Origin of the sequence: Candidatus Paralachnospira sp. LCP21S3_A2 (genome assembly GCF_052118925.1) — a bacterium.
In the GTDB taxonomy this organism is placed as follows: domain Bacteria; phylum Bacillota; class Clostridia; order Lachnospirales; family Lachnospiraceae; genus Lientehia.
Genome location: NZ_JBQKGG010000005.1, coordinates 40382 through 63122, shown reverse-complemented (window position 1 = coordinate 63122; position 22741 = coordinate 40382). Strand labels below are relative to the sequence as shown.

Below are 22741 nucleotides of genomic sequence, written 5' to 3'. Positions count from 1 at the left end.
AAAAATCATGGTTAGAGCAATCGTTGGCGCCAATTGGGGCGATGAAGGAAAAGGTAAGATCACAGATATGCTGGCAGAAAAATCGGATATTATTATCCGTTTCCAGGGCGGAAGCAATGCAGGTCATACCATTATCAACAACTATGGAAAATTTGCGCTTCATCTGCTTCCCTCCGGTGTGTTCTATGATCATACAACCAGCATCATCGGAAATGGTGTGGCTTTAAATATTCCCTATCTGATCAAGGAGCTGAACGATCTGGAGTCCAAGGGTGTTCCGGCACCGAAGATCCTGGTATCCAACCGGGCACAGATCATGATGCCGTATCACATGCTTCTGGACGCCTGCGAGGAAGCAAGACTTGCAGGAAAATCTTTTGGTTCTACAAAGTCCGGAATTGCACCGTTCTATTCCGATAAATATGCAAAGATCGGTTTCCAGGTAAGCGAGCTGTTCGGCGATCCCGATGAGCTTATGGATAAGGTAAAGAATGTCTGCACACTGAAAAATGTGATGTTGGTTCATTTATATGATCAGCCTGCGCTTGTTCCGGAAGAAGTATTTGCGACCCTGATGGAATACAAGGAGATGATCGCACCTTATGTATGCGATGTGTCTGCTTATCTGCATCAGGCATTGAAAGACGGAAAGAAGATCCTTCTGGAGGGACAGCTTGGTTCTTTAAAGGATCCGGATCATGGTATTTATCCTATGGTAACCTCCTCTTCAACTCTGGCTGCATACGGTGCCATCGGTGCGGGAATTCCGCCCTATGAGATCAAGGACATCACCACAGTTGTAAAGGCATATTCCAGTGCAGTCGGTGCAGGCGCGTTTGTGAGCGAGATCTTTGGTGATGAGGCGCAGGAGCTTCGTGACCGTGGCGGTGACGGCGGCGAGTATGGAGCAACTACCGGACGGCCCAGAAGAGTCGGCTGGTTTGATGCAGTGGCAACCCGTTATGGCTGCCGCGTTCAGGGAGCAACCGAGGTTGCTCTGACTGTCCTCGATGTTCTGGGTTATCTGGATGAGATTCCGATTTGCGTTGGCTATCAGTATGAGGACGGAAGAGTCGAGAAAGATTTCCCTGTAACCAGCGAACTGGAGAAGGCAAAGCCTGTATTCAAGAAGCTGCCCGGCTGGAAGTGCAATATTCGTGGAATCCAGAACTATGATGAGCTGCCTGAAAACTGCAAGAATTATATCAACGAGATCGAAAAGGAGATTGGTGTGCCGATCACTCTGGTATCCAACGGTCCCGAAAGACATGAGATCATTGAGAGAAAGCCTTTAATTTAAGAAATCTCAGAAAACCTGCGAAAGAAGAACGGCTGAAAGGCTGCCGATGGAGAAAGGGTTATGATTCGTACCATTATTTTTGATATCGGAAATGTACTGGCGGACTTTAACTGGCGCGCTTACCTGGACAGTTTTGCGCTGCCGGAACAGGAAGACCGGATTGTGGAGCGGACGTTATTTTTAAGTCCGCTCTGGGCAGAAATCGACCGGGGGAGACTTTCGGATGAGGAGCTGCTTGCGCAGATCTGTAAGAGCGCGCCGGAGCAGGAAATGCTGATTCGGCGGGTTTATTCCGGGGCGGGAATGGCTGTCAGCCAGAATACCTATGCACCTGGATTGTTAAAGCGGCTGAAGGAGCTGGGATATCAGATCTATATCCTTTCCAATTACGGGAAAACCTTTTATGAAGAACGGTTATCTAATTTTGAGTTTCTGCGTTACAGCGATGGCCAGGTGATTTCCTATCAGGAGCAGTATATCAAGCCGGAGCCGGAGATTTATCAGATTCTGTTGTCCAGGTATCAGATCTGTCCGGAGGAAGCGGTGTTTTTTGATGATCTTCCGAAAAATCTGGAGACGGCAAAAACCTTTGGAATCAACACCGTTCAAGTTCGCGGATATGAATCGATTGAAGAGGGACTTCGGAGCTTTGACATTGAACTATAATTGAAAAAAGAAGTGAGAGAAAACAGCCCTGTCCGGATCTGATGACCCGGCGGGGCTGCTTTTGATGATTAAGAAAGTCCTTTGCCCTGGTATTATAAAATGATCTGCAAAACAAAGTATTCTCCGGAAACGAAGAACTGGCAGTTTCCGTGGAGCTTTTTTGTTATGTAATGAATACTTTTTGCTCCCAGTCCATGTCCGGTCGCGGTTGTCTGAGGCATGCCGTCCACAAATACAGGAGCTTTCGCGAATGTATTCTTTATGGACAGAAGAAGTTTATCGTTGTTCCGATAGAAATTCAGTATGATCCGGCGATTTTCCGGTGCCAGAGAAACCGTGGCATGAATCGCATTTTCCAATGCATTGGAGAGAATCGCGGTCATATCCACATCGGAAACAGAAAGCTGTTCTGGTATCTGGATCGAATATTGAAAATCAATTCCGGAATTTTTGATCTGTGGCTCATGGGCGGAAAGGATCATATTGACCAGCTCATTTTTGCAGTAACGATGTCTGGCAGTCTGGTCAGAAGTTCGGATGATCTCACGAATATAGTCCTGTGCCCGGTCTAGTTCTCCCTGCTCGATAAATACTGAAAGATTGGAGAGAAAATGACGCATATCATGACGGAGCAGCGATATAGTATACTCGGAACGGCGGATCGCCTCAATCTCTTTTTGGGATTGTGTCTGCTGCATATTCATAAGCTGGCTGCGCTGCTCAGCCTCCCGTTTTTCCTCGTACTGTTTAAAATAGAGAAGCAGAAACAGCAGATAAAAAATACAGATCATAAAGCCCAGAAATTCCACGACCACATCCATGCCGGAATACATGAGAGTGGTATAAACCGTAGTGAGATAATCAAACAAATAATAAATAAAAGGCAAAAAGCCCAGGATTACGATTTCACGGGTAGGCTTTAACAGAAGCTGGGCAGTGGCACTGGAAACAAAATGGATCAGGATCAGAAAAACCAGAACCGTTATGAATATCCGGGCACTGTAGTAGGTCCATTCCAGGCCGGTAAGATCGAGTACCGCAATCCCGATCCAGTTGCTGATCTGGCAGCAGAGATACGTGGTAACTACCGAGAGGCTGGAAAGAGACAGACGGTAATGATAAAAAAAAGTAAGAAAAAGTATCAGCGGAAGATGAATGATCAGCGGATATATTTTTTTGTCCCAGATGTACCGAGAAAATAATAGGAAACAAGATAGATGATTCCAATCGAAACAGAAAATCCAAGGAGAGTGAGAATGTTTCTCCGGTTCATCAGGATTCCTAAAAAGGCAGCAGAAATATAGATTCCGAACAACAGTGTAGTTGCATTATGAAGATAACTTAAAATGGTAACAGCCATGGCAAAATACCTCTCTATGCGGCTGGTTTATGGTGGATCTCGAATTTATTCCTGAAACATAACCGAAAAATAGGCATCTTTGAGAGATTTTGAGAAACCTCTTGCAATAGGAATCTGACGCCCGGATTTCATGGTGATTTCTGTAGTATTAAAGTGATCCACATTGGGGAGATAAACCAGATAGCTTCTATGGCATTTGAAGAAACCGTTCTGATTGTTAAGACTTTCTTTAAAAGAATACAGAGGATCCATAGTCTCCACGGAGCTTCCGTTCCGAAGATAAAAAAATACGCGTTTATTCTGAGCTTCCGCATATTCAATTTCATGGAAGTACAGTTTCTGATAGCCAAACGGTGTTTTTACGACCATATTTTTAGGCTCAAGCTGAAAGCTGTGGGCACACTCGTCCAGCTCTTTCTGAAGCTTTTCATAAGTAACCGGCTTCAATAAATAGCCCTGAGCATGAACCTCATAGGATTCCAGCGCAAATTCCGGGGAAGAGGTCAGGAAGATGATCCTCACAGAGGTATCATGCTGGCGAAGTTCTCTGGCTGTGTCCATGCCATTTAGAAGTGGCATGATAATGTCAAGAAATACGATATCCATAGGGGATGAAAAAGCGGCAGAGAGCAATTCATCTCCATTTTTATAAAGAAAAAGCTGAATTGGAATCCGGCACTGTTCCGACCATTGACGGACCATTCCGGCAGTCTGCGGTAAAAAGTCCTGGCTGTCATCACAGATTGCAATCCGAAGCATAAAATCCTCCTCGTTGTTTCATGATTTTTGAATTAAAGTATCGTTATCCTTTTTATTTTAGTATAGATCATAATTCTTTGCAATGACCGGGAAGAACGGTTCACACCAGAAAAAAAGCATTTCGCGCGTGTGCAGGAGATCAGAAATGGGAAAAACAGAGGTACTGTGACGGTAAGAACTGTATTGAGAATATATTAGAAAAAACACTGCAACGAATCTGTTCATGCAACAGGAGATTCCGAAGAATTCCTGTTACATGAAAGACATCAGCATTTAGTTATTGGAAGCGGCCGGAACAGCGGCACTTCCGCGGACAATCAGTTCACCGTCCAGAAGGATCTTGGTAGGGGCGGTGTCCGGATGTTCCAGCTTATAATGAAGAAGCTGGATGGCCTGAGCACCGAGATCCTTACATGGAATCCGAACCGAAGTTAATGGCGGGGAACAGATGGAACTGAATGAAATATCATCAATTCCGACAATCGAGCAGTCATCAGGAAGCTGGCATCCCTGGTCCTTCAAGGCACGGCTACAGCCCAGCGCGATCATATCGTTGTCAGCCAACAGGGCAGGGGGGAGTTCCGTTCCGTCTTCCAGAAGCTTGGACATTTCTTTATAGGAGCCGGCCATGGAGGGAGTGAGTTCGTAGATTCCGTTTTCCGGCTGTTCCAGCCCCAGACGGTTTAAGGCATTTAAGTAGCCCTGCATACGGGCACGGAAGTTCCCGGTATTCATGGAGCTGTGGAGATAGCCGATTTTTCGATGACCGAGGCGGTAAAAATAATCGACGGCCTTTTCGGCGATTTCTTCATTATTCATTGTCACACAGTTTAAAGAGTGACCGTGGGCGGGGGTGTCCACCAGGATCACCGGGACCGGTAGATTTTCAAAAAACGGCAGATCGCAGCTTTCCAGCTCCGTGCCAAGAACGATGATCCCGTCCATGGGATCGGTAAAGACCATAGGATAAATTTCATCCCGGTTTTCCGGTCCAAAGGAAGTAATCACCAGCTTATAGCCCAGACGGCGGCATTCTGCTTCCAGGGAATCAATGATCGAAGAAACAAAATTCCCGTTTTCCTCCACAAGAATCGCAGAATTTTTATATTTCAGGAAACGGATGCTCCGTTCCTGACGAAGGACTTTTCCCTCATTGGCTTCCGCAGTTCCCCTTTTTATAGTGTAGCCGTAATGCTCCAGAAGCGCGGCAGCCTCTGCGCGGGTTGCATCGCTGACTCCTTTTTTATTATTCAGAACAAAAGAAATTGCAGCCGGTGAGATTCCCAACTCTGCCGCGATCTCCTGTAATGGTTTTTTTCCTTTCATTATAAAAACTCTCCCATCTCAAAAATCATAATCCATAATTATAAAACGCATTCTCCGATATGCTTCGATATCAGGGACAAAAGATCGTTTGTTCCCAATATCGTGTTCTTATTGTAACATAATCTGAACTTAAAATCAATGCTAAAATTTAGTCCATAAAATAAAAATATGAAAAACGACAGAAAAAACATGGGAGAAATATATAAAAACATTTTATGAACAAAAAAGAAACAATATAAAATGCCGAAAATATTGCTTGACAAGGACGGGTGAACTTGTTAGTATAAAATTAAGTTTTAAATCGAACAACTAAAATTTAGCAAATGGATAGGCGGAGGTTCTGAAATGAAAAAAATCATTAACGCACCTGAAAATTATGTGGATGAGATGCTGGAAGGTATCTATACGGCACATCCGGATCTTGTTACCTATGTAGGAAATGATCTGCGCTGCCTGGTGACTGCAAATAAGAAAGAGGGAAAAGTCGGTATTGCAACCGGCGGCGGTTCCGGTCACCTTCCCCTGTTCTTAGGTTATGTTGGAAAAGGCATGCTGGACGGCTGCTGTGTCGGTGATGTATTCCAGTCTCCCAGCTCGGAGCAGATGCTGGCAGTAACGAAGGCTATTGATTCCGGCGCTGGTGTTCTTTATATTTACGGAAACTATAACGGAGATATTTTTAATTTCAATATGGCAGCTGAAATGGCCGAGTTTGAAGACGGAATCCGCGTGGAGACAATCCTTGGAGCCGATGATGTGGCCTCCGGTCCCCGCCCTGAGGATGGAGAGAAGAGCATTCGCCGAGGCGTGGCCGGCATTTTCTTTGTATATAAATGTGCAGGCGCGGCAGCGAATGAGATGATGAGCCTGGACGATGTAAAGAGAATCGCAGAGAAGGCAAACCAGAATGTCCGGACCATGGGTGTTGCGCTGACTCCCTGTATTGTTCCCCGTGTCGGCCATCCCGGCTTTTCCATCGGTGAGGACGAGATGGAGATCGGAATGGGAATCCACGGTGAGACCGGTATCCGCCGCGGAAAGCTGGAGCCTGCGGATCAGATCGTAGAAGAAATGATGGAGAAGATCCTGGCGGACTTCGATGAGATCGACGGCAGTGATGTGGCTGTTCTGGTAAACGGTCTTGGTGCAACGACGCTGGATGAGCAGTATATTGTAACCAGAAAGATCGACAAGCTTCTGAAAGCAAGAAATATTACCGTAAAAAAATATTATGTCGGCGAATATGCAACGGCTCTGGAAATGGCAGGTGTATCGATTTCTGTCCTGAAGCTGGATGAAGAACTGGAACGGCTGATTGCAGAACCGGCAGAAACCCCGTTCTTCCAGCAGGGAAGCGTTTCCAGCGAAGGAACCGTAAAGATGGCGGCAAAGCAGGAAGGCGTGGCAGAGGAGAAGAAGGTTGAAAAGAACGCAGAGGATGTAAATCCGCTGGTTGGATTCCTGAAGAATGTCAGCGAGATCATGACAGAAAACAAGGATTACCTGATCGATCTGGACAGTGTTGTCGGTGACGGTGATCTCGGACTTACCATGTCCGATGGATTTACTGCCGCATACGATGCAGTTCACGGAACCGGTGAAGCAGATTCGGGAAAGGTTCTTTATAATGCCGGTAAAGCCATGTCGATCGCGGTGCCTTCGACCATGGGAACGCTGATGTCCTCCGGTCTTATGCAGGCCGGAAAGAAGCTGCGCGGAAACACAGAGCCCGGACTGGCAGAGTATGCCGCTCTGTTTGAGGGGTATGCAGAGGGTGTTATGAGCCTCGGAAAAGCAAAGGTCGGCGATAAGACCTTCCTGGATGGCATGGTTCCTGCAGTGGAGGCGATGAATGCGGCAAAGGAAGCCGGAAAGGATGTAAAGACCGCTGCCAGAGAAGCAAGAGAAGCTGCAGAAAAGGGCTTTGAGCATACCACGACCATGATTGCGGTTCACGGAAGAGCGGCAACCCGTGGAGAAGCTTCCAGAAGCTTAAAGGATCCCGGAGCTGCTGTGGCAATGCTGATCATGAAGGCATTTGAAAAGACGATTGGTTAATCAGGCAGAAAAGCAGGATATTGCTGATGACATTCTGAGAAAAGATTAGTATAATAGAAATGCAAATGAGCGGCAGTCTCACCTGCCGCTTGTTTTGTAATAATAGTGAACCCGGCGGCGCACGTTTCATACCGGTGAGCTTGTAAAGAACATAATGACTGGGGTTTTTAGAAAAGAGAGGAGAAGAAAATGAACAATATCCCTGAAATTAAGATTGGAATTGTGGCAGTAAGCAGAGACTGCTTTCCGATGTCGTTGTCCGCAAACAGAAGAGCGGCAGTTGTGGCTTCCTACGAAAAGAAGTATGGTTTTATCTATGAATGTCCTACTTGTGTTGAGAATGAAGTGGACATGAAGAAGGCACTGTCTGAATTAAAGGAAAATGAGTGTGATGCACTGGTGGTATATCTCGGAAACTTCGGTCCGGAAACACCGGAGACTCTGCTGGCAAAGGAATTCGGCGGTCCGGTGATGTTTGTGGCTGCGGCTGAAGAGACAAAGACAGATCTTATTGACGGACGAGGCGATGCATACTGCGGTATGCTCAATGCAAGCTATAACTTAAAGCTTCGCGAGATCAAGGCGTATATTCCGGAATATCCTGTCGGAACGGCAGATGAGTGTGCGGATATGATCCATGAGTTTGCACCGGTTGCCCGTGCGGTTGTAGGTCTTCGAAATTTAAAAATTATTTCCTTTGGTCCCCGTCCCCAGGATTTTCTGGCATGCAATGCGCCGATCAAGCGTCTGTATGATCTTGGTGTTGAAATTGAAGAAAATTCTGAGCTGGATCTGTTTGAATCCTTTAAGAAGCATGCCGGTGATGAGCGTATCCCCGGAATCATAAAAGAGATGGAAGCAGAGCTGGGTGAAGGCAATAAGAAGCCCGAGGTACTTCCGAAGCTGGCTCAGTATGAAGTTACGCTGCTTGACTGGGTAGAGGCACATAAGGGCTCCAGAAAGTATGTTGCTATTGCAGGAAAGTGCTGGCCCGCATTCCAGACACAGTTTGGTTTTGTTCCCTGCTATGTGAACGGCCGTTTGACTGCAAGAGGAATCCCGGTTTCCTGTGAGGTTGATATTTACGGTGCGCTGAGTGAGTACATCGGTACTGTGGTAAGCCAGGATACGGTAACCCTTCTGGATATCAACAATACTGTTCCGGATGATATGTATGAGCAGGATATCAAGGGCAGGTATGATTATACCCATAAGGACACGTTCATGGGCTTCCACTGTGGCAACACGGCAGCTGGCAAGCTGGTTTCCTGTGAGATGAAGTATCAGCTGATCATGACAAGAACCCTTCCCGAGGAATCTACACAGGGAACTCTGGAAGGAGATATCGTTCCCGGAAAGATTACGTTCTATCGTCTTCAGAGCACTGCAGACAGCAAGCTTCGTGCCTATGTGGCAGAGGGTGAGGTACTTCCTGTTCCTACCTGTTCCTTCGGCGGAATCGGCGTATTTGCAATTCCGGAGATGGGACGTTTCTACCGTCATGTATTAGTGGAAAAGAACTTCCCTCATCACGGCGCTGTTGCATTCGGTCATTTTGGAAAAGCACTGTATAATACGTTCCGCTATCTCGGCGTAGAGGATATCGGCTTCAACCAGCCGAAGGGAATGCTGTATCCCAGTGAAAATCCGTTTGCATAAGAAATAAATAAGGTTCTCGGCAGACAGTGAGAGAAGGAAAAACAGTCTGCCGGGATATGAAAAAGTGACTTGTTCTGTTAAAAGATAGATCTTCTGAAAAGGAGGGATGTCAATGGAACCCATGTATCATATCGGACTGGATGACAGCCATGGAGCAAAGTATGCGATTCTTCCGGGGGATCCGGGAAGAGTGGAAAAGATTGCAGGAAAGCTGGAAAATCCCCGTTTTCTGCATCAGAACCGGGAGTATACTACCTGGATCGGAACGCTTTCGGGAGAGCCGGTATTAGTAATGTCTACCGGAATGGGAGGTCCATCCACGGCAATCGGAGTGGAGGAGCTTTATCGGATCGGAGTTCATACCATGATTCGGATTGGAACCTGCGGAGGAATGGCGAAGCAGGTAGTTGGAGGCGACCTTGTAATTGCAAACGGAGCGATTCGAATGGAGGGAACCAGCCGGGAGTATGTGGATCTGGCATTTCCTGCAGTGGCAGATTTTCAGGTAACGAAGGCATTGGAACAGGCAGCAGATGAACTGGGAGAGACGGCTCATCTGGGAATTGTTCAGTGCAAAGACAGCTTCTATGGCCAGCATGATCCGGGAAGAATGCCCTGCGGGCGGGAACTGGAAGAAAAATGGGAGATGTGGATCAAAGCAGGATGTCTTGCCTCAGAAATGGAAAGTGCGGCACTCTATATTGTTGCCCAGGTTCTGGGAGTCCGGGCAGGCTGTGTACTGAATGTGATCTGGAATCAGGAACGGAAGAAAGCCGGACTTACCGATCCTCATTGTCATGATACGTCCCTTGCCATAAAGACGGCGGTGCGGGCTGTGGAGCTTCTGATCAAAAAGGATCAGAAAAACGGGACCGTAAAGGCGGATCGGGAATAACGGAGAAACAATCGGTAAAAGGAAACAATCAGAAAAAGAAAACATCAGTAAAAGAAATGTAAGAGAAACAATCAGCAAAAGAAAAATAAAAAGGAATACCGACAGCGAAAGGGAAGCTATTTCCGAAATATGGATATTTGTCCGTTTTATGGAAACTGTGCGTCTGTGCTGCCGGTATTTCTTTTTTGCGTTGCAAATGAAATGCATCCTGATGAGCGCAAGGCTTAGTCTGCTTTATCTTGGGCCTCATCCGCACCAGATGCACCTTGAGTTTTAGAGGAGACTTCTGCAGCTGCGTTACTGTTTTTCAGAACCTGTTCACGCTTCTGCTTTCGATCAGAAAGGGGCCGGCAGATCAGGAAAAATGCGTACAGAAAAACCGGGATGATGACTGTGGCATAAAGGGAGGCACTGAGCCAGGATTTTGCCTGCGTGTGATCTGTAAAGGAAAAAATCAGGGTGATCAGGTAAAGGCCGACTAAAACGATAACGCCGATAAGGCAGAGAATCTGTTTCCAATTTTTCATAAAATCTCCATTCCGCCGCCTGGCGGCGGCATAAATAATTATGAAAGCGTCTTCAATAAATCCGAAGGATTTCTGGATTAAAAAACCGGAACAGGAGAAGGTTCCCCACTTTCTGGAATTAGTATAGCGGTTTCCAGGCAGAAAATCAATGCAGAAAATCGATGAAGAAAATCAAGGAAGAAATTCAAATGACAGATTTACAAAAATGTCATGGTTCAGATGACAGGATGCGGAGGGTGTAACAGGCCAAAGAGAGAAAGCCGGTATATAATAAAAAAAGGCACAGACAGGAGGTGGCATCTTGAATTTAGGTGAAATACTGGCTGCTTCTGTGGGGCTGTCTTTGGATGTTTATGCGGTTGCGGTCTGCAAGGGAGCCAAGATTCGGAAAATTGACGGGAGAAAGCTGGCGCAGATGTGCCTGATCTTTACCGGCTGGCAGATGTGTGCCCTGCTCATAGGGAACCTGATTATGCTGGTTCCTGCGTTCGCCGGAGAATCGGAACGATTCAGTCTGATCTGGTCGGGACTGTCCGCTCTGATCATATTTGGGATCGGGTTTTATATGCTTCATAAAGGAATCCACAGAGAGATGATGTTCGAACAGGTTGAGCCGTGGGGAAATGCAAAAGAACTGTTTCTTTTAAGCCTGGCGACCAGTGTGGACGCATTTTGGGCAGGAATCGGGTTCGGATTTGTGGATACCTCCCTGTTTTTGGAGATCCTTGCGATTGGAATCATGACGGTACTGGCAGTTATCACAGGAATTGTAACCGGTTATCGACTGGGATATGAACAGAAGCATAAAGCACAGATCATCGGCGGTCTGATTCTTATTGCCGCCGGAATTGAGATCTGTATTACGCGTATTATCTAAAACTAAAGAAAAAGAAAACGGAGGAATGGAAAATGGCATCGATTACACATAAGGCAGAGCGTCTGGCATTCAGTAAAGCGATCGATCTGGCTATGAAAAAGGTTTACAAGGACAGAGAACAGGGTTTTTTACAGCTTACGGATCTGACTCAGAAATTTATGGGAGATCAGTTTCGGGCAGAGTCCTATGATAATGTAAGAAAAATGATTCAGAATCCGGATTCCAAGTGGATGCAGTATATTAACCGGGCGTTGGATGAGCTGGATCCCAACGTAGTAAAAATGACAGCGCTGAATCTAGGATTTGAGGCTGCGTTTTACGGAACAAAGACCATTCGAAAAATGAGAGAGGTTCATCAGTGTAATATTCCCTGGCTGATCCTGATGGATCCCACAAGCGCCTGCAACCTTCACTGTACCGGTTGTTGGGCAGCAGAATACGGTCATAAGCTGAACCTGACATTTGAGGAACTGGACAGCATCATCACCCAGGGCAAGGAGCTGGGTATTTATTTCTATATGCTGACCGGCGGCGAACCGCTTATGAGAAAGAAAGACATTATCCGTCTGTGTGAGAAGCATAACGACTGTGCATTCCATGCCTATACGAACGGTACACTGGTTAATCAGGAATTCTGTGATGAGATGAAGCGGGTGGGAAATCTGTCCCTGTCGATCAGTCTGGAAGGCTTTAATGAGGTCAATGACCTGCGCCGCGGTAAGGGTGTGTTTGACCGTGTCATGAAAGCGATGGATCTGTTAAAGGAAAACGGGCAGCTGTTCGGAACCTCGATCTGTTATACCAGCAAGAACATTGAGACGGTAACCTCCGATGAATTCCTGGATATGATCATTGAAAAGGGGTGCCGGTTTTCCTGGTACTTCCACTATATGCCGGTTGGAAACGATGCGGCTCCGGAGCTTTTGCCGACCAGGGAGCAGAGAGAATATATGTATCATCGGATCCGTGAAATCCGCGGTGCCACCGGCGGAAAGCAGATCTACACCATGGATTTCCAGAATGACGGAGAGTTTGTTGGCGGCTGTATCGCCGGAGGACGAAATTACTGCCATATCAATCCCAACGGGGATGTGGAGCCCTGCGTATTTATCCACTACTCCGGAGCCAATATCCGTGAGGTAAGCCTGCTGGACGCACTGAAGCAGCCGCTGTTCATGGCATACCGTGACAATCAGCCATTCAACAACAACCATCTGAGACCTTGTCCCATGCTGGAAAATCCGGAGATCCTGGTAAAGATGGTTCATGAGAGCGGAGCGCATTCCACCGATATGCAGTCGGAGGAGAGTGTAGAGCATTTATGTGATAAGTGCAAGGAGTATGCTGCAAACTGGAAGCCGGAGGCAGAAGCACTGTGGGAGAAGCATCATTTTGTACAGAAGGGCTACTGCAACTATAAAAAGAAGGATGCGGAATAAATAATTCTGATCGTTTGGAAAATGCGGAAAATTTCTGAAGCAGAGAAAGCGGATTAAGACTTTCAGAAAAAGAGAATATATGATATAATGGGGCGCAAAGGAGCGGTCTTATGGAACGAAAGAAGGAAGCAACCAGAATCCTGTTGGAAGAAGGCCTGAAGGAACTGATGAAGCGGAATTCCTTTGAGAAGATCACCGTAAAGATGATCACAGATGAGGCCGGGGTGTTGCGCCCCACATTTTATAATTATTTCCAGGATAAGTATGAGCTTCTGGAGGGAATTTTCTGCGAGGATATTGAAAAGCAGATGAGGGAGCTGATCCAGGATAATATGGAGGAGGAAGCTGTAAAAATTCTTTTTTTCCGAATGGAAAAGGAACGGAGCTTTTACAGGAAAGCCTTTGAGATCACTGGGCAGAATTCCTTTGAAGAGATTCTGAAAACCAGGCTGTATGAGCTGTTTCTGGAATATCTGACGAAGAATCCGCTGAAAAAACAGCCGGGGGTAAGAATCTGGAAGAAAGAGATCATTGCCAGGTATTATTCGGTCAGTATGACCGGAATTATCCGGGAATGGCTCCAGACTGACGGACAGGAGATCGCGGCGGAGGATATCCTGGCAGGATATCATATCCTGATGACACATGCAATCTTTGATTTGATTGAAAAAAAGGAGAAATCATGAAGGTACTGATTCTTTCCTGCAATACAGGCCAGGGTCACAATACGGCGGGAAAAGCAGTAAGAGAAGAGCTGCTGCGCCGTGGAATTCCCTGTAAAATGCTGGATACATTACGGTTCGGGCGGCCCAAAACCTCCGGGCGGGCTTCGAAGGTTTATGTAAAGACAACAACGTCATTTCCGGCAGCGTTCGGACTGGCATACAAGGCGGGGGGAGTTATCAGCTCCAGTCATCGAAAATCGCCGATATATCTGGCCAATACGTTCTATTCTCAGAAGCTGTATGATTATATCAAAAAGGAAGGCTATGACTGTATCGTTATGCCTCACCTGTTTCCGGCAGAGGCAGTGACTTATATCCGGAGACATTATCCATTCCGGCCGGCCTGTTTTTTCGTAGCAACAGATTATACCTGTATCCCCTTTACAGAGGAGACAGAGATGGACCGGTATTTTATTCCCAGTAAAGAACTGGCCTGCGAGTATATTGACCGGGGAATCCCGGAATCCAAGCTGGTTGTGACGGGAATTCCGGTGTCGAAGAAGTTTCGAAGCCGGAAGGAAAAGCTGGAAACAAGACGTGGACTGGGAATCGGAACGGACGGACCGGTGGTGTTGGTCATGACCGGAAGCATGGGCTTCGGAAATATCGCTGACATGATCGAGGTGATCGAAAAGGGATTGCCGGAGGATGGGCGGATCATTATTCTCGGTGGAAATAATCATAAATTAAAAGAAAAGCTTCGCAGAGAGTTCAAGGGACATAAAATGGTTCAGGTGCTTGATTTCACCACACAGGTCGATCTTTATATGGATATCTGCGATGTGCTGGTGACAAAGCCTGGCGGTCTTACGACCACGGAGGCGGCGGCCAAGGGAATTCCGCTGGTACATTCAGCGCCAATCCCCGGCTGTGAGACGAAAAATGCCGCGTTTTTTTCCGAGCATGGAATGTCTGCGGCAGCACAGAGTGACCGGGAAGCCGGTGAACGGGTGCTGGAGCTGCTTCATAACCAGGCAGAGCAGGAGCGAATGAGAGAAGCACAGAAGCATTACATCAATGCGGAAGCGGCAGTGACCATCTGTGATTACCTGGAGGCGTTCTGCAAGGAGCGATAAGAGGGACTAGAGATGAGTCTTAAAATGTTGGAAGCGCTGTTGTTTGCGGCGCTGGGATATGTGATGGGAAGTGTGATGAACGGTTATCTGCTTCCGAAATATCTGAAAGGGATCGATATCACAAAGGTGAGCGAGGATCATAATCCGGGAACGGCAAATGTTATGAAATACGCTGGAGTTCCGGTTGGAATTGTGTGCCTTTTATTTGATATCGGAAAAGGATATCTGCCGGTAGTCTGGGCAACGAGGTTTCTTACGCCGGCCAGCGTGTTTTTTGCCGGAATCCTGGCTGCACCGGTCATCGGACATGCCTATCCGCTCTGGAAAAACAGCCACGGCGGAAAGGCGATCGCTGTGAGCTTTGGGGTGCTTCTGGGAATTGTACGGTTCAGCCAGAGTGTTTTTCTGCTGGCTGGCATTTACATTGCCATGCTGTTTTTCCGGGAGATCCGTCCCAATGAGCGGAAAAGCGTTTATACCTTTGGAATTTTTGGAATTGCAGCAACGATTGAGTTGTTTGTGGGAAAATATCCGGGTATCTGTATCGGAAACATGGTGATCGCCCTGATTGTCATGCGGAAAAACTGGGAGGGAGCACGGTTTGGCTCGCAGGAAGAATGGAAAAAGATCAAGGAGACCACAAATCATTGATGCAGGGAGGGAGACCTCCCTGTTTCTGTTGCAGAGCAGATGCGGTCAAAGGAGGAAAGAATGATCTACGCAGGAAGTCATATCTCTTCGTCAAAAGGCTATGCCGCCATGGGAAGGCAGATCAAAAAGCTGGGGGGAGATACGTTTGCATTTTTCACAAGAAATCCCAGAGGAGGAAAGGCGAAGGCCTTTGATCCGGAGGATGCGGAGGCCTTTCGGAACCAGTTCCTGGAGCGGCCGCTGGGTCCCATAGTGGGCCATGCTCCGTATACCCTCAATGCCTGTGCGGCGAAAGAGGAACTGCGGATCTTTGCACGGGAGACCATGACGGAGGATATCGGGAGGCTGGATCAGGTCATGAACGATGCGATACCGGAGCTTCAGATCTATTACAATTTTCATCCGGGCTGCCATGTGGGACAGGGAAGTGCAGAGGGAATCCGACTGATCGCGGAGACCCTGAATGCCATCATAAGGCCGGAGCAGAAGGTGATCGTACTGCTGGAGACTATGGCAGGAAAAGGAAGCGAGGTAGGCGGCCGTTTCGAGGAGCTTCGTGCTATTATTGATCAGGTGAAGGAGCCGGAAAAGATGGGAGTCTGCCTTGATACCTGTCATGTATGGGACGGCGGCTATGATATTGTTCATGATCTGGACGGTGTACTGGAGGAATTTGACCGGGTCATTGGCCTTTCCCGGTTGAAGGCGCTTCATACCAACGACAGCTTAAATCCCATGGGGAGCCATAAGGATCGTCATGCCAGACTGGGCGAGGGAACCATCGGGAAGGAGACCTTTCGGCAGATTGTAAACCATCCGGCCCTGCAGGGACTTCCCTGTATTCTGGAAACGCCCAACGATGATGCCGGATGGGCCGAAGAGATCCGGTTTCTGAAAGCCTGTGCCGACAGGCAGGAAAAATAAAAGAAAAGGACGGCGAAAACAGATGAAAGAACAGGATCAGACCGTATGGATGAACGGTGAGGGCGCCTGGGGCGGAAGAAGCGGCCCCGATTCCAATTATACGAAGGTGGTGGAGGAGTGGCGGAAAAAATTTTTGACCTGGGATCAGGAAGCTATCTGCAGAAAGCTTCACATCAATACGTATGATGAGAACGAGATTCTGCTTCGGTATTTCGGCGTACTGCACCGGATCGACCGGAAAACCGGGGAGATCACCTGTCCGGAAAAGACGGAATATCGTCCGGGCTTTGATGAATCCATGGCATTTTATAATTACTTTTATTATTCCAGAGAGGGAGCAGTCAATTCCGGAGAATGGGTGAATTTTCGGGATGTGAAGAGTGCCGGTGTTTTTGACCTGGCATTCCGGAATCAGGTACTGATCCCGTTTGCGGAAAGCTTTTCCGGCCATTTGAAGGAGTTTCGGGAAGCAGGGGAAAAACAGGGATTTCTGCCGATTCCCTATGGGGATGCCGGATTTCAGGTACAGGCATTTCCCGGAGTCCCCATGCGGGTTGTGTTCTGGGACGGAGATGAGGAGTTTCCGGCGAAGATCACGATCCTTTATGATAAAAATGTTACCGATTTCATTCACCCGGAGAATGTTGTGATGTTAGGGAGCGATTGTATGCGGACGTTTCAGAGATATCTGACAGACAAAAGGTGAAAGCGGATGTGAAAGAGCACTTTGCGGCTTTATAAGATGAGAGAAAAAAGGAGAAAAAAGGAGGAACTGGGATGAAACAGACAATGGTACAGATGATTGCAGGGAGAGATCATCTGGAGGAGCGGCCGAAAAATGTCCTTCAGGGCGAAGTCGGCGGATTTCACACGGTTGTATGTCCGGATATTCCGGAGGCCGGAAGCTGGACGATTATCATGGATGCCAGGGAAGGAGCGCTTCCGCCGGCGGTGTCTGCCGAGGAATTTTTGAAGGAGCTTCGTGCGGGAATCCGGAAGATCAAAGCGGGACATTATGACGGAAAAAAGATTACGATCGTCCTGCGGACGATGACAGGGGCTGCACAGAAGGTACGTGCGGTTCTGGATCAGACCGCAGAGTATTTCATGCGGAATGGTTATGTGACCTGCTGCGGCTGCTGTGGAAAAGAAGTTCCGGCTGCACTTACCAGTATCAATGGGGCCATGGATTTTATCTGCGAGGAATGTTACAGTAATATATGCAATAACCTGGAGCAGAACCGTCAGGAAATCAAGGCAAAAAAGGGAAATATGGTGACCGGTCTGGTGGGCGCCCTGTTCGGAGCCCTTCTAGGAGGTGCGGTATGGGTTCTGATCTATCAGCTGGGGTATATTGCCGGACTCGCCGGCGTGGTCGGCTCGGTCTGTGCGCTGAAGGGCTATGAGAAGTTTGGTGGAAAAATCAATATAGCAGGAATTATTATCAGTATTCTTATGACCATGGCAGCGCTGTATTTTGCTCAGAATATTTGTTATACGATCGAACTCAAAAAGGCACTGGAAGGGTACGATATTACATTTTTTGAGGCATACCAGGCCCTTCCCGGTCTGATGCAGGAGTATGGCGAGATCGCCAGAGCTTACTGGACTGAGCTGACAGGGGGGCTCCTTATGGCGGCTGCGTCCAGTACCGCAATCGCATACGGTATGTATAAAAATAAAAGCGGCGCTTATAAGACGGAAAGATATTAAATTAACATCCCCCACAGGGACGCGGCGAACGCGCACCTGCAGGGGTTCAAAAGGGGAGGATAAGTATTTCTCTTTTCTTTGGTACTGGTTACAGTATGCCCGGAATGAGAAAACTTATACCTCCTTTTTTTTTCTTTCAATCTATGGTATACTCGTCCGGAATGAGAGGTGTTCTGATGAAAATAGAAGAGGAGCGAGTGGCATACACCGGCTTTGCGGAGGTGTATGATCAGTTTATGGATAATGTTCCCTACGGGGAGTGGGCGGAATATCTGGCAGGACTGTTAAAGGAATATGGCTGTGAGAACTGTCTTCTGGTGGATCTCGGCTGTGGAACGGGGAGCCTGACGGAGCTTTTGGACGATGCCGGATATGATATGATCGGGATTGATAATTCGGAGGAGATGCTGGATATCGCCATGGAAAAACGGGCGGTCTCCGGAAAGAATATCCTGTATCTGCTGCAGGATATGCGGGCATTTGAACTTTACGGAACCGTGGGCGGGATCGTGAGCATCTGCGATTCCATGAATTACATTACCGAGTATGAGGATCTGGTGAAGGTGATGAAGCTGGTCAATAATTATCTGGATCCGGGCGGCGTCTTTATCTTTGATCTGAACACAGAGTATAAATATCAGGAGCTTTTAGGCGATCGCACGATCGCAGAAAACCGGGAGGAGGCCAGCTTCATCTGGGATAATTATTATGACCGGGAAAGCCGGATCAATGAGTATGAGCTGGCAGTTTTTGTGAAAGCAGACGAAGAAGAGCCTCTGTATTACAAATATGAGGAAGTCCATTATCAGAAGGCATATCGCCTGGAGGAAATCCGGCGGGCGGCGAAAGAAGCCGGACTGATCTGGGAAGCCTGCTATGAGGCATTCACGAAGGAAGAGCCGAAGGCAGACAGCGAGCGGGTTTATGTGGTATTAAGAGAACACGGAAAGAAGCCGGATCAGATTTGAGCAGGAACAGAAAAAACTCAGAAAGGAATTTGCTATATGGAAAATAAAATAATACAGGAAACAGCCGGTTATCAGGATTATATTGTCCGCGCTACGGCAGCAGACGCCAGGATCCGCGCCTTTGCGGCAACGACCAGAAGCCTGGTGGAGGAAGCGAGAGTGCGTCATAACACCAGCCCGGTGGCAACAGCGGCGCTGGGACGGCTTCTGACGGCAGGAGCGATGATGGGAAGCACCATGAAGAATGACAGTGATGTACTGACGCTGCGGGTACAGGGGGACGGTCCCATCGGAAGCATTACGGTGACTGCAGAAGCGAACGGTGACGTGAAGGGCTGTGTGGGCAATCCGGAGGTACTGCTCCATGCCAATGAAAAAGGAAAGCTGGACGTTGCAGGGGCTGTGGGACGCGGAACACTGACAGTTATTAAGGATATCGGCTTAAAAGAGCCTTATTCCGGACAGATCGAGCTGGTCAGCGGAGAACTGGCGGAGGATCTCACATATTATTATGCGGTATCGGAGCAGGTGCCCTCCAGCGTGGCGCTGGGGGTACTTATGAACCGGGAAAATACGGTGCGCCAGGCAGGCGGATTTATTATCCAGCTCATGCCGGGGGCAGAGGACGAGCTGATCGACCGGCTGGAAAAGCATCTGGCCGGGATCACATCGATCACGTCAATGCTGGATACCGGAATGGCACCGGAGGATATCCTGAAGGAGGTGCTGGGGGAGTTCGGACTGGAGATCATGGATCGGATTCCTACCCGGTTTTACTGTAACTGTTCGAAGGAGCGGGTGGAAAAGGCACTGATCAGTGTCGGAAAAGAAGAACTGGAGGATATGATCCGGGCAGGCAAGCCTGTTGAAGTGTCCTGTCATTTCTGCGAGGAGCATTATCATTTTTCCGTGCGCGATTTGGAGAGAATTTTGGCGAATTTGTGATTTGATAAAAAATACACAAAAATTGTTTCGAAAAATATACAAAAACTATAAAAAATGGCGGAAAAAATATTTGCCATCTAGTATGATTATGGTATAATAGGAACAGCAGGTGGGCCGACCTGCTATTTAGCGTCTAAATTAACACAGGAGGGAATTGAACATGGCAAAATGGGTATATTTGTTTACAGAGGGTAACGCAAACATGCGCGAACTCCTCGGCGGTAAAGGTGCAAACCTGGCTGAGATGACCAATCTGGGTCTTCCCGTACCTCAGGGCTTTACTATTACCACAGAAGCCTGCACGCAGTATTATGAAGACGGCAGGAAGATCAATGACGAGATCATGGGACAGATTATGGAATACATCGGCAAGATGGAAGAAATCACCGGAAAGAAATTCGGTGATAAGGAGAATCCGCTTCTGGTATCGGTACGTTCCGGTGCAAGAGCTTCCATGCCTGGTATGATGGATACAATCCTGAATCTGGGTCTCAATGAGGATGTAGTGGAAGTACTTTCCAAGAAGTCCGGAAATCCCCGTTGGGCTTGGGACTGCTACAGAAGATTTATCCAGATGTTCTCCGACGTTGTTATGGAGGTCGGAAAGAAATATTTTGAACAGCTGATCGATAAGATGAAAGCAGAAAAGGGTGTTACACAGGACGTTGACCTGACTGCTGAGGATCTGAAGGAGCTGGCAGGACAGTTCAAGGCTGAGTACAAGGCAAAGATCGGTTCTGATTTCCCTGACGACCCCAAGGAACAGCTGATGGAAGCAATCAAGGCTGTGTTCCGTTCCTGGGACAACCCTCGTGCAAACGTATACCGCCGCGACAACGATATCCCTTATTCCTGGGGTACTGCAGTAAATGTACAGATGATGGCATTCGGCAACATGGGTGAGACCTCCGGTACCGGCGTTGCCTTCACAAGAAACCCCGCAACCGGCGAGAAGAAGCTTATGGGTGAGTTCTTAATGAATGCACAGGGCGAAGACGTTGTTGCAGGTGTCCGTACTCCTCAGCCGATCGCTCAGCTTCATGAGACCATGCCTGAGGTTTATGATCAGTTTGTAAAGATCTGCGATACTCTGGAGGATCATTACAGAGATATGCAGGATATGGAATTTACCATTGAAGATAAGAAGCTTTACATGCTCCAGACCAGAAACGGCAAGAGAACTGCAAAGGCTGCTCTGAAGATCGCCTGTGACCTGGTTGATGAGGGTATGATTTCCGAGGAAAAGGCAGTATCCATGATCGATCCCAGAAACCTGGATTCCCTGCTTCACCCTCAGTTTGATACAGAAGCATTAAAGAAGGCAGAACCTATCGCAAAGGCTCTGGCTGCCGCACCTGGTGCTGCCTGCGGTAAGATTGTATTTACAGCAGATGATGCCAAGGAATGGGCAGCAAGAGGCGAGAAGGTTGTTCTGGTTCGTCTGGAGACCTCTCCCGAGGATATCGAAGGTATGAAGGCTTCCCAGGGTATCCTGACTGTTCGTGGTGGTATGACCTCTCACGCAGCTGTAGTTGCCCGTGGTATGGGTGCATGCTGTGTATCCGGCTGCTCCGCCATCGATATGGATGAGGCGAATAAGAAATTCACCCTTGCCGGCAAGGAATACCATGAAGGCGATGTAATCTCCTTTGACGGTACAACCGGAAACATTTACGACGGTGCAATCCCGACCGTAGATGCAGCGATTGCCGGTGAGTTCGGAAGAATCATGGCATGGGCTGACAAGTACAGAACCATGAAGGTAAGAACCAATGCAGATACTCCGGCTGACGCAAAGAAAGCCCGTGAGCTGGGTGCTGAAGGCATCGGTCTTTGCCGTACGGAGCATATGTTCTTCGAGGGTGACAGAATCGACGCATTCCGTGAGATGATCTGCTCCGATACCGTAGAAGAAAGAGAAGCAGCACTGGACAAGATCCTTCCGGTACAGCAGGGCGATTTCGAAAAGCTGTACGAAGCTCTGGAGGGCTGCCCGGTAACGATCCGTTTCCTGGATCCGCCGCTGCATGAATTCGTTCCCACAGAGGAAGCTGATATCAAGAAGCTGGCTGATGCACAGGGCAAGACTGTTGAGCAGATCAAGTCCATCATCGCAGGTCTCCATGAGTTCAACCCCATGATGGGTCATCGTGGCTGCCGTCTGGCAGTAACCTACCCGGAGATCGCAAAGATGCAGACCAAGGCTATCATCCGCGCGGCGATCAACGTAAAGAAAGCTCATCCCGACTGGAGCATCGAGCCTGAACTTATGATTCCGTTAGTTGGCGATGAGAAGGAATTAAAGTATGTAAAGAAATTTGTTGTTGAGACTGCTGATGCAGAAATCGCTGCAGCAGGCATCGATATGAAGTACGAAGTTGGTACCATGATCGAGATCCCCAGAGCAGCTCTGACAGCTGATGACATCGCAAAGGATGCTGAGTTCTTCTGCTTCGGTACAAATGACCTGACCCAGATGACCTTCGGCTTCTCCCGTGATGACGCCGGCAAGTTCCTTGATGCTTACTACGATGCCAAGATCTTCGAGAATGATCCTTTCGCAAAGCTGGATCAGAGTGGCGTTGGCAAGCTGATGGAAATGGCAATCGAGCTTGGAAAGAAGACCCGTCCGAACCTGCACTGCGGTATCTGCGGCGAGCACGGCGGCGACCCCAGCTCCGTAGAGTTCTGCAATAAGCTGGGCCTGGATTATGTTTCCTGCTCACCGTTCCGTGTACCGATCGCAAGACTGGCAGCGGCACAGGCAGCTATTGCTCAGAAGAACAACTAAAACAAAACATGAAATACAAAAAGCCCCGGTTCAGGAGAGATCCTTTTCCGGGGTTTTTTCTGCTTCATAGGAACGTGTGTCC

The 22741-nt window shown here is 48.0% G+C and carries 21 protein-coding genes; 17 read left to right on the top strand and 4 right to left on the bottom strand.

The window, feature by feature from the left end; all coding sequences use genetic code 11:
• Positions 1–7: 7 nt before the first annotated feature.
• A complete protein-coding gene (locus ACTQ3K_RS05960) occupies positions 8–1300 on the top strand; it encodes an adenylosuccinate synthase (protein WP_441566350.1) in 1293 nt (430 codons plus the stop codon).
• Between the two features lie 60 nt (positions 1301–1360).
• Positions 1361–1966 (top strand): HAD family hydrolase, encoded by a 606-nt coding sequence (locus ACTQ3K_RS05955; protein WP_441566352.1) that lies wholly within the window; start codon positions 1361–1363, stop codon positions 1964–1966.
• 92 nt (positions 1967–2058) lie between these two features.
• Here ACTQ3K_RS05955 and ACTQ3K_RS05950 read toward each other — a convergent pair whose 3' ends face one another.
• A complete protein-coding gene (locus ACTQ3K_RS05950) occupies positions 2059–2853 on the bottom strand; it encodes a sensor histidine kinase (RefSeq protein ID WP_441566354.1) in 795 nt (264 codons plus the stop codon).
• Between the two features lie 66 nt (positions 2854–2919).
• On the opposite strand from ACTQ3K_RS05950, the gene ACTQ3K_RS05945 reads away from it, so the two are divergent.
• Positions 2920–3168 carry a hypothetical protein gene (locus ACTQ3K_RS05945; protein ID WP_441566356.1) on the top strand — a complete coding sequence of 83 codons (249 nt, stop codon included), beginning with the start codon at positions 2920–2922 and terminating at the stop codon, positions 3166–3168.
• 203 nt (positions 3169–3371) lie between these two features.
• Here ACTQ3K_RS05945 and ACTQ3K_RS05940 read toward each other — a convergent pair whose 3' ends face one another.
• Both ACTQ3K_RS05940 and ACTQ3K_RS05935 read right to left on the bottom strand, forming a co-directional pair.
• Positions 3372–4085, bottom strand: coding sequence for a LytR/AlgR family response regulator transcription factor (locus ACTQ3K_RS05940; RefSeq protein ID WP_441566358.1), 714 nt, complete (start codon positions 4083–4085; stop codon positions 3372–3374).
• Between the two features lie 273 nt (positions 4086–4358).
• Positions 4359–5411, bottom strand: coding sequence for a LacI family DNA-binding transcriptional regulator (locus ACTQ3K_RS05935; protein ID WP_441566360.1), 1053 nt, complete (start codon positions 5409–5411; stop codon positions 4359–4361).
• Between the two features lie 345 nt (positions 5412–5756).
• Here ACTQ3K_RS05935 and ACTQ3K_RS05930 point away from each other — a divergent pair, with 345 nt between their 5' ends.
• The 3 genes from ACTQ3K_RS05930 (at position 5757) to udp (ending at position 10023) form a co-directional block, all read left to right on the top strand.
• A complete protein-coding gene (locus tag ACTQ3K_RS05930; RefSeq protein ID WP_441566362.1) occupies positions 5757–7469 on the top strand; it encodes a dihydroxyacetone kinase family protein in 1713 nt (570 codons plus the stop codon).
• Positions 7470–7658: 189 nt separating this feature from the next.
• The gene (locus ACTQ3K_RS05925; RefSeq protein WP_441566364.1) at positions 7659–9128 is read left to right on the top strand and encodes an L-fucose/L-arabinose isomerase family protein; all 1470 of its coding nucleotides are present in this window, start codon (positions 7659–7661) and stop codon (positions 9126–9128) included.
• Between the two features lie 112 nt (positions 9129–9240).
• Positions 9241–10023, top strand: a complete 783-nt coding sequence (udp, locus tag ACTQ3K_RS05920; RefSeq protein WP_441566366.1) for a uridine phosphorylase — start codon at positions 9241–9243, stop codon at positions 10021–10023.
• 224 nt (positions 10024–10247) lie between these two features.
• Here udp and ACTQ3K_RS05915 read toward each other — a convergent pair whose 3' ends face one another.
• Positions 10248–10550, bottom strand: a complete 303-nt coding sequence (locus ACTQ3K_RS05915) for a hypothetical protein (RefSeq protein ID WP_441566368.1) — start codon at positions 10548–10550, stop codon at positions 10248–10250.
• Positions 10551–10851: 301 nt separating this feature from the next.
• On the opposite strand from ACTQ3K_RS05915, the gene ACTQ3K_RS05910 reads away from it, so the two are divergent.
• From ACTQ3K_RS05910 to ppdK, 11 genes are all read left to right on the top strand, one after another.
• On the top strand, positions 10852–11427 hold the full coding sequence (locus tag ACTQ3K_RS05910; protein WP_441566369.1) for a manganese efflux pump MntP: 576 nt from the start codon (positions 10852–10854) through the stop codon (positions 11425–11427).
• Between the two features lie 32 nt (positions 11428–11459).
• Positions 11460–12866: a radical SAM protein gene (locus ACTQ3K_RS05905; RefSeq protein ID WP_441566371.1), complete on the top strand. Its 1407-nt coding sequence runs from the start codon at positions 11460–11462 to the stop codon at positions 12864–12866.
• 110 nt (positions 12867–12976) lie between these two features.
• Positions 12977–13552 (top strand): TetR/AcrR family transcriptional regulator C-terminal domain-containing protein, encoded by a 576-nt coding sequence (locus ACTQ3K_RS05900; protein ID WP_441566373.1) that lies wholly within the window; start codon positions 12977–12979, stop codon positions 13550–13552.
• The gene (locus ACTQ3K_RS05895) at positions 13549–14667 is read left to right on the top strand and encodes an MGDG synthase family glycosyltransferase (RefSeq protein ID WP_441566375.1); all 1119 of its coding nucleotides are present in this window, start codon (positions 13549–13551) and stop codon (positions 14665–14667) included. Before ACTQ3K_RS05900 ends, ACTQ3K_RS05895 begins: the two co-directional genes overlap by 4 nt.
• Before the next feature lie 12 nt (positions 14668–14679).
• Positions 14680–15318: a glycerol-3-phosphate acyltransferase gene (locus ACTQ3K_RS05890; RefSeq protein WP_441566377.1), complete on the top strand. Its 639-nt coding sequence runs from the start codon at positions 14680–14682 to the stop codon at positions 15316–15318.
• 60 nt (positions 15319–15378) lie between these two features.
• Positions 15379–16242: a deoxyribonuclease IV gene (locus tag ACTQ3K_RS05885; RefSeq protein ID WP_441566379.1), complete on the top strand. Its 864-nt coding sequence runs from the start codon at positions 15379–15381 to the stop codon at positions 16240–16242.
• A gap of 22 nt (positions 16243–16264) precedes the next feature.
• Positions 16265–16948 (top strand): DUF3786 domain-containing protein, encoded by a 684-nt coding sequence (locus ACTQ3K_RS05880; protein WP_441566381.1) that lies wholly within the window; start codon positions 16265–16267, stop codon positions 16946–16948.
• 71 nt (positions 16949–17019) lie between these two features.
• Positions 17020–17955 carry a hypothetical protein gene (locus ACTQ3K_RS05875; protein ID WP_441566383.1) on the top strand — a complete coding sequence of 312 codons (936 nt, stop codon included), beginning with the start codon at positions 17020–17022 and terminating at the stop codon, positions 17953–17955.
• Positions 17956–18131: 176 nt separating this feature from the next.
• Entirely contained in the window at positions 18132–18923 is a 792-nt protein-coding gene (locus ACTQ3K_RS05870) for a class I SAM-dependent DNA methyltransferase (RefSeq protein ID WP_441566385.1), read from the top strand.
• A gap of 36 nt (positions 18924–18959) precedes the next feature.
• Positions 18960–19868, top strand: a complete 909-nt coding sequence (gene hslO / locus ACTQ3K_RS05865; protein WP_441566387.1) for an Hsp33 family molecular chaperone HslO — start codon at positions 18960–18962, stop codon at positions 19866–19868.
• A gap of 160 nt (positions 19869–20028) precedes the next feature.
• Complete coding sequence (gene ppdK, locus ACTQ3K_RS05860) at positions 20029–22659, top strand: pyruvate, phosphate dikinase (protein ID WP_441566389.1); 2631 nt, start codon at positions 20029–20031, stop codon at positions 22657–22659.
• The last annotated feature ends 82 nt before the right edge of the window (positions 22660–22741 follow it).